At 60.0% G+C, this 13918-nt stretch carries 16 protein-coding genes; 9 read left to right on the top strand and 7 right to left on the bottom strand.

The features are described 5' to 3' along the window. The first annotated feature begins 118 nt into the window (after positions 1 to 118). Complete coding sequence (locus tag L1C91_RS05435; protein WP_234858354.1) at positions 119 to 1117, top strand: carbohydrate ABC transporter permease; 999 nt, start codon at positions 119 to 121, stop codon at positions 1115 to 1117. Between the two features lie 63 nt (positions 1118 to 1180). Then, positions 1181 to 1996, top strand: a complete 816-nt coding sequence (locus tag L1C91_RS05430) for a carbohydrate ABC transporter permease (protein ID WP_041747262.1) — start codon at positions 1181 to 1183, stop codon at positions 1994 to 1996. On the opposite strand, the gene purE is transcribed toward L1C91_RS05430, so the two are convergent. Genes purE through L1C91_RS05410 form a run of 4 tightly spaced genes read right to left on the bottom strand, consistent with a single transcriptional unit; the run spans position 1993 to position 4991 of the window. After that, complete coding sequence (purE, locus tag L1C91_RS05425; RefSeq protein WP_234858353.1) at positions 1993 to 2508, bottom strand: 5-(carboxyamino)imidazole ribonucleotide mutase; 516 nt, start codon at positions 2506 to 2508, stop codon at positions 1993 to 1995. The two genes, L1C91_RS05430 and purE, sit on opposite strands and share 4 nt — an antisense overlap. A 2-nt stretch (positions 2509 to 2510) precedes the next feature. Then, on the bottom strand, positions 2511 to 3692 hold the full coding sequence (locus tag L1C91_RS05420; RefSeq protein WP_234858352.1) for a 5-(carboxyamino)imidazole ribonucleotide synthase: 1182 nt from the start codon (positions 3690 to 3692) through the stop codon (positions 2511 to 2513). Between the two features lie 11 nt (positions 3693 to 3703). Continuing rightward, positions 3704 to 4156, bottom strand: coding sequence for a hypothetical protein (locus tag L1C91_RS05415; RefSeq protein ID WP_234858351.1), 453 nt, complete (start codon positions 4154 to 4156; stop codon positions 3704 to 3706). Between the two features lie 22 nt (positions 4157 to 4178). Continuing rightward, entirely contained in the window at positions 4179 to 4991 is an 813-nt protein-coding gene (locus tag L1C91_RS05410; protein WP_234858350.1) for a biotin--[acetyl-CoA-carboxylase] ligase, read from the bottom strand. A 106-nt stretch (positions 4992 to 5097) separates the two neighbouring features. On the opposite strand from L1C91_RS05410, the gene L1C91_RS05405 reads away from it, so the two are divergent. Beyond that, positions 5098 to 6741: an acyl-CoA carboxylase subunit beta gene (locus L1C91_RS05405; RefSeq protein ID WP_234858349.1), complete on the top strand. Its 1644-nt coding sequence runs from the start codon at positions 5098 to 5100 to the stop codon at positions 6739 to 6741. A 36-nt stretch (positions 6742 to 6777) separates the two neighbouring features. On the opposite strand, the gene L1C91_RS05400 is transcribed toward L1C91_RS05405, so the two are convergent. Together L1C91_RS05400 and L1C91_RS05395 are read right to left on the bottom strand one after the other, a co-directional pair. Further along, a complete protein-coding gene (locus L1C91_RS05400) occupies positions 6778 to 7443 on the bottom strand; it encodes an SA1002 family membrane protein (RefSeq protein WP_234858348.1) in 666 nt (221 codons plus the stop codon). After that, a complete protein-coding gene (locus tag L1C91_RS05395) occupies positions 7412 to 8053 on the bottom strand; it encodes a class I SAM-dependent DNA methyltransferase (protein WP_234858347.1) in 642 nt (213 codons plus the stop codon). Before L1C91_RS05395 ends, L1C91_RS05400 begins: the two co-directional genes overlap by 32 nt. 154 nt (positions 8054 to 8207) lie before the next feature. Here L1C91_RS05395 and L1C91_RS05390 point away from each other — a divergent pair, with 154 nt between their 5' ends. The 6 genes from L1C91_RS05390 to L1C91_RS05365 are packed head-to-tail and all read left to right on the top strand — an operon-like array spanning position 8208 to position 13327. Beyond that, positions 8208 to 9836 carry an acyl-CoA carboxylase subunit beta gene (locus L1C91_RS05390; RefSeq protein WP_234858346.1) on the top strand — a complete coding sequence of 543 codons (1629 nt, stop codon included), beginning with the start codon at positions 8208 to 8210 and terminating at the stop codon, positions 9834 to 9836. A gap of 12 nt (positions 9837 to 9848) precedes the next feature. Continuing rightward, complete coding sequence (locus tag L1C91_RS05385; protein ID WP_419178710.1) at positions 9849 to 10115, top strand: acyl-CoA carboxylase subunit epsilon; 267 nt, start codon at positions 9849 to 9851, stop codon at positions 10113 to 10115. Between the two features lie 26 nt (positions 10116 to 10141). Then, on the top strand, positions 10142 to 10738 hold the full coding sequence (locus L1C91_RS05380; RefSeq protein WP_234858345.1) for a Maf family protein: 597 nt from the start codon (positions 10142 to 10144) through the stop codon (positions 10736 to 10738). Positions 10739 to 10747: 9 nt separating this feature from the next. After that, a complete protein-coding gene (locus L1C91_RS05375) occupies positions 10748 to 11437 on the top strand; it encodes a peptidylprolyl isomerase (protein WP_234858344.1) in 690 nt (229 codons plus the stop codon). Then, positions 11438 to 12076: a hypothetical protein gene (locus L1C91_RS05370; RefSeq protein ID WP_234858343.1), complete on the top strand. Its 639-nt coding sequence runs from the start codon at positions 11438 to 11440 to the stop codon at positions 12074 to 12076. A gap of 24 nt (positions 12077 to 12100) precedes the next feature. Beyond that, on the top strand, positions 12101 to 13327 hold the full coding sequence (locus L1C91_RS05365; RefSeq protein ID WP_234858342.1) for a hypothetical protein: 1227 nt from the start codon (positions 12101 to 12103) through the stop codon (positions 13325 to 13327). A 14-nt stretch (positions 13328 to 13341) separates the two neighbouring features. Here the strand turns inward: L1C91_RS05365 and L1C91_RS05360 are convergent, their stop codons facing one another. Then, positions 13342 to 13908: a hypothetical protein gene (locus tag L1C91_RS05360; protein WP_234858341.1), complete on the bottom strand. Its 567-nt coding sequence runs from the start codon at positions 13906 to 13908 to the stop codon at positions 13342 to 13344. Between the last annotated feature and the right edge of the window lie 10 nt (positions 13909 to 13918).

Genomic DNA, 13918 nt, shown 5'->3' with positions numbered 1-13918 from the left:
TCGCACGCAACCTTAAGCTTTTTAGCCCTGCTCCACTGTTCGGAGCAGGGCTTTTAGCTTGCTATAGAGGGAATGTTGTTACCCGGGTTACGGCTGGCCGCGCGGTAGGGTGGAGGGCATGAAACAGTCGCGTTCAGCTGCGCTGCTCATCGCCCCCACGCTGCTTGTGCTGGCGGTGGTGATTGGCTACCCGATCACCCGGGCCATGTGGTTGTCCTTCCACGATGATAAGGCCCTTGATCCTGTCACTGGGATCTTTACCGAGGGTGGTTTTGCGGGCTTTGATCATTATATTTACTGGTTGACTCAGCGGTGTATGACCGCCAGCGGCGAGGTCGGCACCTGTCCGTCGGGTGTGATCGCTTCTGATTTTTGGCCGGCGGTCCGGATCACTATTTTCTTCGCGGTTGTGACTGTCGCGTTGGAAACGGTGTTGGGTTTTTGGATGGCGACGGTAATGAACAAAGAGTTCCGCGGGCGCGGTTTGTTGAGGGCTGCGGTGTTGGTGCCGTGGGCTATCCCGACTGCTGTGACGGCGAAGCTGTGGCAGTTCATTTTCGCGCCCCGTGGCATCGTGAATGCTCTACTGGGTACGAACATTGGGTGGACGACGGACCCGTGGGCTGCTCGTACTGCTGTGATTGTGGCGGATGTGTGGAAGACCACCCCCTTTATGGCTTTGCTTATTTTGGCTGGTTTGCAGATGATTCCGCGGGGTGTGTACGAAGCAGCTCGGGTCGATGGAGCGTCGACGTGGCAAATGTTCCGGTCGATTACTTTGCCTTTGGTGAAGCCTGCGCTGATGGTGGCTGTGTTGTTCCGCACGTTGGATGCTTTGCGTATGTATGACTTGCCGGTGATTTTGGTGTCGGCTAGTTCGAATGCGCCCACTGCGACTATTAGCCAGTTGGTGGTTGAGGATATGCGCCAGGGGCATTTTAATTCGGCTTCTGCGCTGTCGACGTTGGTGTTTTTGTTCATCTTTGCCGTGGCGTTCGTCATGGTGAAGTTTTTGGGTGCTGACGTCGCGGGGGCTGCGCGCCGCACGTCGACTGCGCGTCCACAGGTGAAGCATTCGTTGCCGTCTGGCCCGAGTGTCGTTGAGCTTAAGGGTTAAAGGTGTTGGGTGATGTCTAAAGTGTCTTCTTCTACTCGGCGGCGTCGTGGGGGGCGTGCGTCGATGGTGCGCACATATGTGGGCGTTGTGGCTATTTTGGTGTGGGGTTTAGCGCCTTTTTATTGGATGTTGGTGACAGCTTTTAGGGATAAGTCGCATACCTTTGATACGACTCCGTGGCCCACGCACGTCACGTTGCAGAATTTTGCTGATGCTCTGTCAACGGATAAGGGTAATGATTTTTTGAGAGCTATCGGCAACTCTTTGTTGGTCGGTGGTGTTACTACCGTTCTTGCGGTATTGGTGGGTGTTTTTGCTGGCTATGCTTTGGCCCGTTTGAACTTTAGGGGCAAGGGTATTGTGACGGGCATTGTGCTCGCGGCGTCAATGTTTCCCGGCATCGCATTGGTTACTCCCCTGTTTCAGTTGTTTAGTGACATTGGGTGGATTGGTTCGTACCAGGCGCTGATTATTCCGAATATTTCTTTTGCACTGCCGCTAACGATTTACACCTTGATTAGCTTTTTTAAGCAGTTGCCGTGGGAGTTGGAAGAGGCCGCCCGTGTGGATGGCGCTAGCCGTTTCCAGGCATTTCGTTTGGTGTTGTTGCCTTTGGCTGCGCCGGCGTTGTTCACTACCGCAATTTTGGCCTTCATCGCTTCGTGGAACGAGTTCATGTTGGCCAAGCAGTTGTCCAGCGATGCAACTGAGCCGGTGACTGTGGCGATTGCGCGCTTCTCGGGCCCGAGTTCTTTCGAGTTCCCCTATGCCGCAACGATGGCGGCGGGTGCGCTGGTCACGGTTCCTTTGGTGATTATGGTGCTGGTGTTCCAGCGCCGGATCGTCGCGGGGCTTACTGCTGGTGGTGTGAAGAGCTAGTCTTGCCCACCGGTGAGTCGACGGCGGAGTGCTTCGTCTTTGCGTAGCACTTCGTCGTTCATTTTTTGTTGGTAGTTTTTCATCTGCTGCAACAGTTCGGGGTTGGCTGCGGCAAGGATTCGTGCTGCCAGGAGGCCTGCGTTTTTCGCTCCGCCGATGGATACTGTGGCGACGGGTACTCCTGCGGGCATTTGGACGATGGACAGCAGGGAGTCCATGCCGTCGAGGTCTTTGAGCGCCCGGGGGATTCCGATGACGGGCAGGGGTGTTGCTGCCGCGACCATGCCGGGCAGGTGTGCTGCTCCGCCCGCGCAAGCGATGATGACTTTGAGCCCGCGGTCGGCTGCTTGTTCTGCGTAGGCGAGCATGCGCGCAGGGGTGCGGTGGGCAGAGATGACCCCTACTTCGAAGGGGATGCCAAATTCTGCGAGGATTTCGGCGGCGGGTTGGACGGTGTCCCAATCGGAGTCGGAGCCCATGATGAGGCCGACGAGGGGGGTGGGATTATTCATGTTTAGTTCCTTCCTTGGGCGTCGTTGATGCCGTTAACGACGATTGCTGCTGCTTCGGTGGCACGCTGGAGGGTGGCGTCGGGGTCGGTGCCGCAGAGGTTGACGTGCCCGACTTTGCGGCCGGGGCGCGCTTGCTTGCCGTACACGTGCACTTTGACGTCTGGGTAAAGCTTCATGACGTCGCGGGCGCCTTGGGTGTCGCCGAGGGTATTTGCCATCACGACTGTGGGGGCGAGGAGTGCTGTGTCGCCCAGTGGCCATCCGAGGACTGCGCGGAGGTGTTGCTCGAATTGGGATGTGACGGATCCGTCTTGGGTCCAGTGGCCAGTGTTGTGGGGCCGCATGGCTAGTTCGTTGACGAGGACTCGTCCGTCTTTTTCTTGGAAGAGTTCTACCGCGAGCACGCCGGTGACGTCCAGGCTGGTGGCGATGTATTCGGCCAGTTCGGTGAGTGCTTCCAGCCCTGTTCCTGCGGGGGCGTCACTGCCCAGGCGTTCGGAGATCCAGGGTTGGGGTAGGGCTGCTGCGGGGGCTTGGGCTGTGTAGCAGACACCGTCTTTTTGGACGGAGTCCGCGACGGGCCATGAGCGTACCTCACCGGTGGCGCTGCGGGCACAGAGTGCGGACAGTTCGCGCGCTAGGTCGACTTTGCGTTCGGCCATCAGTGGGGTACCGGCGTCCAGGAGTTCGCCTACGAGGGCCACGATGTCTGCGCCTTCGGGGAACCACACTCCTTTGCCGTCGTAGCCTCCGCGCCGTGCTTTGAGGCAGACCTGGCCGCCAACCTGGGTGGAAAAGGCTAGGGCATCGTCGATGCTGTTGATTGCGGCGAATTCTGGAACAGGCGCGCCTAGCTCGCGGAGGCGTTCGCGCATAAGCAGTTTGTCTTGGGCGTAGATCAGTGCTTCTGGCCCGGGGTGGACGTTTATCCCCGCGGATTGGAGGGCGCGCAGGTGTTCGGTGGGGACGTGCTCATGGTCGAAGGTGATGGCGTCGGAGCCTTCGGCGGCGCGTTGGAGGTCTTCGAGGCTTGTGTAGTCTCCGGGAATGACCTCCGGGATTACCTGGGCTGCGGATGCGTCTGGGGAACCTGCCAGGACGCGCAGAGTGAGGCCCAGTTCGATGGCTGCCGGTTGCATCATGCGGGCGAGTTGGCCGTCGCCGATCACTGTCACATTAGTCACGTATTGCGACTTTAGCCGGTGTAGATTCCCAGCAGTTCATTGATGCGGCGGACGACGGCGCGGTTTTTGGGCACTTTGTGGATAATGTAGGGCCGTCCGTGGTCGATTCGGTGGAGGATGAGTGCCCCGCGGCCCCGTTCGGCGTGGTCGATGTCGTCGAGGGGGATGTCGAGTTCTTCGGCGAACCATCCTGCGCTGCGGTGGTAAACGCGGTAGTCAGTGACGATGATGCGGCGTCGGCGCGTGGTGATGGCCGGGAGTATGAGGCGCCAGAGGATCACGAGTGCCCAGAGCGCTACGAGTGCGTTGTGCGCGCGTGGGTCGATGTTGTGGGCGTCGATGTAGCCGATCGCCATCCATGCCAACCCCGTGGCTGCGATTACCTCCATTAGGGGGTAGAGCAGGGAGGTCATGGGGCTTGTTAAGTCGACGAAGGTGTTTTCGTCGTCGTAAGGCGCAAACATCTGGTGGTCCGGTTGTTTGCTTTTAGGAGTAGGAACCGTTGCGCAGCCGGACGTGTTCGACGTCGCCTACGGATAATTCATGGATGACGCCGCGCGGGTCTTCGACCAGCAGTTGTCCGCTGTCCGCGATGTCGGTGACGGTGCCGCTGAGGCTGGTGTCTCCTGGTAGCAGGACGCGCACGTCGGCCCCGATGGTGGCGCATGCGTGTCGGTAGTCGCGCAGCAGGGGTTGGATGTCTCCGCGGGCCCAGGCTGACAGCCGGGTGTGAAGTGCGTTGAGCACGCGCGCGGCGATGTCTGTGCGGTTGAGTGTGTCTGCGCGGGAGGGGTCGGCGAGGGCCAAGGAGATGGCGTGGGGTACGGGTAGTTCCTCTTCGGTGAGCGAGATGTTTAAGCCTAGGCCGATGACGAAGGCTGGCTCCTGGCCGAGGGAGACAGCTTCGGCGAGGATGCCGCAGAGTTTGCGGCCGCCCAGTAGGACGTCGTTGGGCCATTTGAGTGCGGCGTCGTATCCGAGTTCTTTGATCGCGTCGATGATGGCGAGTCCGGTGACCAGCGGCATGGTGCCGAGGTTGTCTATAGCGTCGGCGCCCGGGCGGATGAGGACAGAGAGGATGAGCTGGCTGTTTTCGGGCGCTGTCCATGCGCGTCCCCCACGTCCGTGGCCTGCGGTTTGGTAGTCGGTGAGGGTTGCGGTCCAGGCGGGGGCACCGTTGTTGGCGGCTGCAACAAGTTCGGTGTTGGTGGACCCCATGGTGGGTGCGTAGTCGATGCGTGCGTAGTGCGGAAGGCTGCGGCGAAGTGCGTCGATATCTAGGGGTTCCCGGCTTGTCATGAGAGCTAGTATAACCCGCCCAAAATATGAGGGATTGCTCACATTTAGGGCATTTTCGGGGCGTTTTTGTGGCCGGAAACTAATCAAGCTTCTATAGTTCCAAAACATGACAATTTCCTCACCTTTCCGCATTGATGAACTCGGAGACCCCACCACAGCCACCACGGCGTCAAAAATCGCAGACCTGAAAGCTCGGCGCGCCGAGGCCACCTTCCCCATGGGCTTGCGCGCAGTCGACAAAGTTCACGAGGCCGATCGGCTCACCGCCCGCGAACGGCTGGACTACCTACTCGACGAAGGCTCCTTCATCGAAACCGACCAATTAGCGCGCCACCGCACCCACGCCTTCGGGATGTTCTCCAAGCGCCCCACTGGCGACGGCATCGTCACGGGTTGGGGCACCATCGACGGCCGTGAGGTGTGCATCTTCAGCCAAGACGGCACCGTATTCGGTGGCGCACTGGGCGAGGTCTACGGCGAAAAGATGATCAAAATCCAGCAACTCGCTGTCGACACCGGCCGTCCCCTCATCGGCCTCTACGAAGGCGCCGGTGCCCGCATCCAAGATGGCGCTGTCTCCCTCGACCTCATTGCCCAGACCTTTTACCACAACGTCCGCGCATCCGGCGTCGTACCGCAGATCAGCGTGATCATGGGTGCCTGCGCCGGCGGTAACGCCTACTCCCCCGCGCTCACCGATTTTGTGGTCATGGTCGACAAAACATCCAAGATGTTTGTCACCGGCCCCGACGTCATCAAGACGGTCACGGGTGAAGACATCACCCAAGAGGAACTCGGCGGCGCCAGCACACACATGGAACTCGCCGGCAACACCCACTACACCGCCAGCAGCGACGAGGAAGCACTCGACTGGGTACACGATCTTGTCAGCTACCTCCCCAGCAACAACCGCACCCACGCCCCGATCGAAGATTATGACGCCGAGGAAGGTTCCATTGCAGACAACCTCACCGCCGATGATCTAGCCCTCGACGAAATCATCCCGGACTCGCCCAGCGTGCCTTACGATGTCCGCGACGTCATTGAAAAAATCACTGATGATGGCGAATACCTCGAAATTCAGGAAGACCGCGCAGCCAACGTAGTTATCGCTTTAGGCCGCGTCGAAGGACAATCTGTCGGCTTCGTCGCCAACCAGCCCACCCAATACGCGGGCTGCCTAGACATTGACGCCTCCGAAAAGGCAGCGCGTTTCGTGCGTACCTGCGACGCCTTCAACATCCCCATCGTTATGCTCGTGGACGTCCCCGGATTCCTCCCCGGAGCTGGCCAAGAATACGGCGGTATCCTGCGCCGCGGCGCCAAACTGCTCTACGCCTACGGGGAAGCAACCGTTCCGAAAATCACCGTCACCATGCGCAAAGCCTACGGCGGAGCCTACTGCGTGATGGGCTCCAAGGGCCTGGGCGCAGACCTCAACTTGGCTTGGCCCACCGCGCAGATCGCCGTCATGGGCGCAGCCGGAGCCGTCGGCTTCCTCCACCGCAAAGACATCGCCGCAGCCAAAGAACGCGGCCTGAATGCAGCAGAGATCGCCGAACTGGTCGCCAGTTTCGAGCGCGACTACGACGACTACATGCTCACCCCCTACCTCGCTGCGGAACGGGGCTTGATTGACGCCGTGATCCTACCCAGCGAAACACGCGGACAAATCGCCCGAAACCTGCGCCTGCTGCGCGACAAGAATGTGGCTCGCCCGGCGCGCAAGCACGGCAACATTCCGCTCTAAAAACCCTTGCGATCGCGGCCCAGAGCGGCCGCAGACTCAGTGCGCTGCAGCCGCACGTGCAGCATCATGCTTGGCTGCCATGTTGCCCATCACGATCGCCACCCACACGCTAAACAGCAAGGGCAGCATGGTGAGGTTGAGGTTGTCCGGGTTCAACACCCCATCAAAGACCACTTTGATGCCGTCAATCTGGTGAACCTTGTCTGCTGCATGGGTGAGCTCGTTAAACACCAACTGATAGACGCTCAAATAAATGGTTGACCATTGGATGAAATACTCCTCCAACTGCAAGTGCGCGGCGGAGCGCTTCAACCACGGGATCCTGCATGCAAGCTTGCGGTGTCCCCATGCAGCGCTGATGCCCGTCATGCATAAAACAATGAGCACCGGCACCATCAGGTGCTCAGTCGAGACACTAAAAGAGGTATAAATAGCGCTTTCGTCCACAGACGGGCCAAGTGCTGCGATCAGGTACACAAGCGCACTCGCACTCAGGAGAAACAGCACAAACGCGAAGATGCACTCAACTGCGGTGAGCGCCAGTGAACCCATCACCTTGGCGATCAACCACACCCCGTCGCGCCCACGCTCCGGTCGAATAACATGACCGGCGGCGACCACGATCAGCGCAATACCGGCTAGTTGTAAAGCAAGATGCATCGTCGTGCCCTCACTGTCCGGCAAGCGCTCGGCCCGAAGCAAGGAACACGGTGTAGGCGTGGCTTATCGTTGAGTCAGCATGATCGGGTTTCGAACCAACGAACCCATCATCAATAGTGACGTCGGATAACCCTGCTGACTCAAGCGCCTCGACAAAACCATCACGATTGAAACCGTCGATGGGTCTATCCAGGTGCGCGTGGAAAAACTCCTGTCCCTCATCAAGGTCCGCGACGAACAACCAGCCACCCGGACGCAACAGTGCCGCACATGAGGCAAGTGCCCCCGCGACGTCATCAATGTGATGGAAAGCCATGGAGCTGACGATCACATCGACCGGGGCGAACTGCTGGGCGGCTTCGAGGCTATCGACCACAACCAACCCGCGTTCGCTAGCGCGCTCTCGCATCTGGGCGGAAGGGTCGACCCCCACCAGGGTCACGGAACAATCCCCACCGCGCGCGTCGACAAGCCCGCGAGCAAACGACGAGCCGAGGACCCCAGTGCCGCAGCCCAAGTCGACAACGGTGACACCATCAGGCCCGCCAGGCAGAGGTGACATCTGAGAGAGCATCTGTGCGGCGAGGGCGCGGGTGCGCTCCAGGCGAATAGGAGTGTCCCACTGGGGTGCTTCCTCATCGAAGTTCGTCATGCCCGCCAGCTTAGGAGCACAGCACGACAAGCACCCCCTCGACGCAGCAATGAGTATCTCATTACCCCCACATTAGTGGGGCAAGCCACGTTTTCGGGAAATTTTTTTCCGTTCAGCCCCCTAAACGCCACCATGAGCCTCTAAACTAAGTCGCATGACCGCTGCACAGATTAACGACGCTTCCGACAAGCCCGACCTCACGACCACCGCTGGTAAGCTCGCCAACCTGCGTTCTCGAATCGCAGAAGCCCATGCCCCCATGGGTCAGGCAGCCATCGACAAGTCCCACGAGGCCGGCAAGAAGACCGCCCGCGAGCGCATCGAATACCTTCTCGACGAAGGCTCCTTCATTGAGGTCGACGCCCTCGCCCGCCACCGCTCCAAGAACTTCGGCCTCGACGCCAAGCGCCCCATCACCGACGGCGTCGTCACTGGCTACGGCACCATCGACGGCCGCAAGGTCTGCGTGTTCTCTCAGGACGGCGCCGTCTTCGGTGGTGCACTGGGTGAGGTGTACGGCGAGAAGATCGTCAAGATCATGGACCTAGCCATCAAGACTGGTGTCCCGCTCATCGGTATTAACGAAGGCGCCGGCGCCCGCATCCAAGAGGGCGTTGTCTCCCTGGGCCTGTACTCCCAGATCTTCTTCCGCAACACCCAAGCCTCCGGCGTGATCCCACAGATCTCCCTCATCATGGGCGCATGTGCAGGTGGCCACGTCTACTCCCCCGCACTCACCGACTTCATCATCATGGTCGACAAGACCTCCAAGATGTTCATCACCGGCCCCGACGTCATCAAGACCGTCACCGGCGAAGAAGTCACCCAGGAAGAACTCGGTGGTGCCTCCACCCACATGAGCATGTCCGGCACTTCCCACTACACCGCAGCCGACGATGCAGACGCCCTGGACTGGGTGCGCGAACTGTGCAGCTACCTGCCCAGCAACAACCGCGCTGAAACCCCGCGCATGGAGGCCGACATCATGGTTGGCTCCATCCAGGAGAACATCAACGACTCCGACCTCGAGCTCGACACTCTCATCCCGGATTCCCCGAACCAGCCGTACGACATGAAGGACGTCATCACCCGCGTCGCTGACGACGGTGAGTTCTTCGAAATCCAAGAGGGCTACGCCGAGAACATCATCATCGGTTTCGCCCGCGTCGAAGGCCGCTCCGTCGGCATCGTGGCCAACCAGCCGATGCAGTTCGCTGGCTGCCTGGACATCAAGGCCTCCGAAAAGGCCGCCCGCTTCGTCCGCACCTGTGACGCCTTCAACATCCCGATCATCGAGTTCGTCGACGTTCCCGGCTTCCTCCCCGGCACCACACAGGAATACGACGGCATCATCCGCCGCGGCGCCAAGCTGCTGTACGCCTACGCAGAGGCCACCGTCGGCAAGATCACCGTCATCACCCGCAAGTCCTACGGTGGCGCACACTGCGTGATGGGCTCCAAGGACATGGGCGCCGACATTGTGCTGGCATGGCCGACCGCCCAGATCGCCGTCATGGGCGCATCCGGCGCCGTGGGCTTCATCTACCGCAAGGAGCTCAAGGCCGCTGCCGCTGAAGGCAAGGACGTTGCTGCGTTGATGAAGGAATACGAGAAGGAATACGAAGAGACCCTCGTCAACCCCTACATGGCTGCAGAGCGCGGCTTCGTCGACGCAGTCATCCCGCCGTCCGAGACCCGTGGCCAGATCATCGAAGGGCTCCGCCTGCTGGATCGCAAGGTTGTCAGCGTTCCGGCTAAGAAGCACGGTAATATTCCGCTGTAAAGGAGCGTGAAAGTGTCTGAAAACCCCGAAAACACAAGCGATAGCGGCGACAAAGACGCCACCACCGCACCCGCAAAGCCATTCCTGCAAGTCATTAATGGCAACCCGGATGCAACCCAAGTTGCGGCCGTCACCACCTTATTCGCGGTGATGGCAAGCAATGCGGCAGCACAAGATGCCGCGGAGAAAGACCGCAACCGTTGGGGCGATGTGGAAGAGCGCCTGCGCAAGCCAGTGACCTACAACCCCAACGCTTTCAGGAATGTAACCTTCTACTGATCACCAACAAGCACTAGGCTTGCAGTATGAAGATCGTTCTCGCATCAGGCTCCGCTTCCCGGCTCAGCATTCTTCGCAATGCCGGGGTGGAGCCTTTTGTCGACCCACCCAACGTCGACGAACAGGCCATCATCACGTCACTTAATGACGCCGAGCCCGCCGACGTACTCACCAGCCTCGCCGCCGCAAAAGCCGCAGCGATCGCCGGCAAGCACCCCGACGACGTCATCATTGCAGCGGATTCCATGCTGCTGCTCGACGGTGAGCTTCAAGGCAAACCCCACACGGTGGAGGCCACCATTGAGCGTTGGAAAAACCAGCGCGGCAAGACTGCGCACCTCATGACCGGCCACTGCATCATTTCCCCCGGCGGGCGTGCAGTGTACGAGCACGTCGCCTCCACGACGGTGACATTCGGTATCCCCTCTGACTACGACATCGAACGCTACGCGGCGTCTGGCGAGCCACTGCCCTGCGCCGGAGCCTTCACATTGGAAGCCCTCGGCGGGTGGTTCATCGACCGGATCGAGGGGGATCCCTCCAACGTCATCGGTTTGTCCCTGCCGGTCGTTCGGGCGGCCCTGTACAGTTTTGGTCTGCATGTTTCCCAGTTCTGGAAGTAGTATCGACCTATGACTTTTTCTATTCACCGACGTCGCCTAGCCGCCGCAGCGTCCATCGTGTCCATCGTTGCGGCGGCTGCTTCCTTAAGCGCGTGCGGTGATAACGCACCGGGCCACCATTCAGCTTCTGGGGACCTCCGTTGCGATTACAGCACCACTCCGTCCCAGGCCAAGCCCGGTACCACCGTCCCCTCCGGGGATCCGGCGACCGAGGATGTCACGCTGACGCTGGAAACGAACCGTGGCGAAATCCCCATCGAGCTGCATGCCGACAAAGCGCCCTGCACGGTCGCAACAATCAGCCATCTGGCACGGGAGGGCTACTACGACAACACCATCTGCCACCGCCTGACCACCAGCGGTTTGTTCGTCCTGCAGTGTGGTGACCCCACGGGCACCGGCAGTGGCAACCCGGGTTTTAAATTCGCTGATGAGTGGCCGGTGGGCGAAAGCCACAAGGGCAACCTCTACCATGCAGGCAGCGTGGCGATGGCAAACTCTGGCCCTAACACCAACGGTTCGCAATTTTTCATCAACTACGAGGATTCCCCCCTGCAGCCGGACTACACCATCTTTGGTGAGGTCACCGGTAACGGTTTGGACGTAGTGCGGGCTATTGCCGAAAAGGGCACCGTCGACGACGTTCCTTCCGGCCCGCCAGCGGAAAGTGTTGAGATCATCAAGGCGCGGGTGAACTAAGTGGATAAGCTGCTACTCATCATCCTGATCATCGTGGGGCTGGCTGCCCCAACGGTTGCAGGCGTGCCCCCGCAACAGCTTCCCCAACAGTTGCAGTCCGGTATCAATGGTGCCGTTGCTGCTTTCACCCACCACCCACTAGTTCAGCGCCTGCTGCCTGGCATTGAGCAGCGTGTGCCGAATTCCAGCAGCGAAGTCCCCACACCTGAACCTCTGGTCGCACAAACCGGTAGCGATATCTTCGTCAACAACATCTATATTGGTCAGACGTTTTTCGAGGTCCGCAACGCTCACCCGGATTTTCCCGCAGCCGGCGTGATCGAATCCTCCCCCACGGGCGAAAACAATAATGTGATCGATTACAAGGGTGCACGCTACTTCTTTGAACGTAATGCCCTGGTTGGCATTTCGGTACCCCGCACCCCCGAATTGCTGCACACTGGCATGCCGCTGGAAACAGCCCGCATCCGCTACGGAGAGCCCGTCCGCGGCTTCGGCCTAGGCGACGGTAGAACTTTTGCGGTGTTCCCCGCGCTGCCCAACCGCGATCTTGCGTGGGTGATGCAATACAACGACATGACGATCACCCAGATCCATCTGCGGCCGGGTTTAGCTAGTTACATCGCCGACGGCAAGTAGACAACCGCTGGTAGGTTGGGCGGCATGAGATTTTCTGCTGCATCTGCATTGTTAGTCACCCCCCTTGTGCTCTTGGGCGCTGTGACTGCTTGTTCGAACGACACTACCGAGGATTCCCCCGCGGCCACTGATAGTTCCAGCAGCACGGCAGCCGACTCCCCTGCCAAGGCTTCGGACAAGCCAGAGGACTCACAGCACCCGAAACTCAGCGCCACCGGGTTGGGCGACATTGCGCTGGGCGACAAGGCCCGCGACGTCATTAAGAAACATGACCTGAAGGAGCCCAAGCCTGCCAAAAAGCCCGTGTGCGCGGACGAGCTATGCCCACCGGAGGGCACGCTAACGTCCACGACTTTCGGCGGTTTCACGCTGTTTTTCGTTGATGACGCCCTGGTGCGCATCGAGGCAGACAGTGATGACGCCGCGACGGATTCTGGGATCCACATCGGTTCCCCGCTCAGCGAGGTTGACGCGGCGCTACCTGATCCGAGCTGGACGCTGATTTTGGATCAACCGACCCGGTTGTACGCCAACGACAACTCGACGCTGTTGGTGCAGACCAATGAGGATTCGGTAACGGGTATCGCCCTGATCCCGACATTTTTGAAGGCTGAGGGTAACAATAATCCGCCGACGCTCTTCCAGCCGGAGACCCTGGGTGGGGGCTCATACGTGAATGTGTCGGATATGCCGGTCGCTCAGCCGGGTGCTGTGTCCAAGCTTGCGCAGCAGGCTGATGGTCAGGAAGAAGGCCACCGGACGTTTTTCTACACGGTGACACCGTTTAATCGTGCAGGTCAGGTGTCGACGGATTGGTCCCTAACGTCCGCGATGGAGTCCACACCTGTGGTCTGCAGCCGCAATACGGGTATTTCCGGTGTGCCGGCGGACATGTTGGTGTGTGGCCAGAAGAATAACCCGGCGTCCAACATGGCGTGCGTGGATAATGCCCCGAATGCGGTGACATGCATTAAAAACGCTGCGACCGGCGAGCTTCAGCAGCTGCCGTTCAGTGGGGAGTTTATCGATTCCACAGCACCCAACCCCGGCCCCTTTGATCCTTACCAGCTGGCCAGCAAGGTTGATGGCCGCTGGGTCGGGGTCAACTCTGCCTCGGGTGGCAAGCTGAAGTGGTTGGATAGCCGCGGTTACCCGGCGGTCAATAAGGTCGGCGCCACCTGGACGTTGCCCGTCGAAGGTGGCGCCGACTTGCCGATCGACCGCGCAGTGTGGGTTGAGTGGGCGGAGTAGACCGGGTCTAAGTTTTAGGCCTTTGTCTTCGCGGTGAGCGCCTTGCAGACGTCTTCTAGCAGGCGTGGTAGGTCATCGCGTTCCATCATCACTTCGAGCAGCACGAGCTTGTCGCGTGCGGCATCAGCTTTAGCGAGTGCCGCGCGGAATTCCCGCGGGGTGCGCGCACGAAGGCTCAGTGAATTGTCTGGGGTGAGGTTCATGTCGAAGCCTGCGGTGGTGTTGTCGGTGAATTCGACACCGATCAGCACCAGACGGTCCGCTTCCTCCACTACGGCTTTAGGCTCGGGGCGGGATGCGGCACCGGCGTAGACACCGGCGAAGCGATCGGAACGCTCATCGACCAGGGTTTTACCCCAGGTGAGGGTTGCGTAGGGCAGCTCGCAGGAGTCAATGAGTTGCTCGAACTGCTTCCATGCGCCCAGGCGGTGGACGAGCAGGTCGGCCAAGATGGTGGCGCTGTGGCCATCGAGGAACTCCTCAGCGGCCTTCTCGAACGCGCGTACTGCGGCGGAGGAGGTGACGCTGTGCTGGCCTTGTGCGATGGTGTCGTCGGGACGGTAGATCGGTGCACGGGTCACCTATACTTTC

Source organism: Corynebacterium argentoratense, from assembly GCF_021491455.1.
Classification (GTDB): domain Bacteria; phylum Actinomycetota; class Actinomycetes; order Mycobacteriales; family Mycobacteriaceae; genus Corynebacterium; species Corynebacterium argentoratense_A.
Note: the sequence above shows the minus strand (reverse complement) of the source record. Positions and strands in the feature narration are given on the sequence as shown.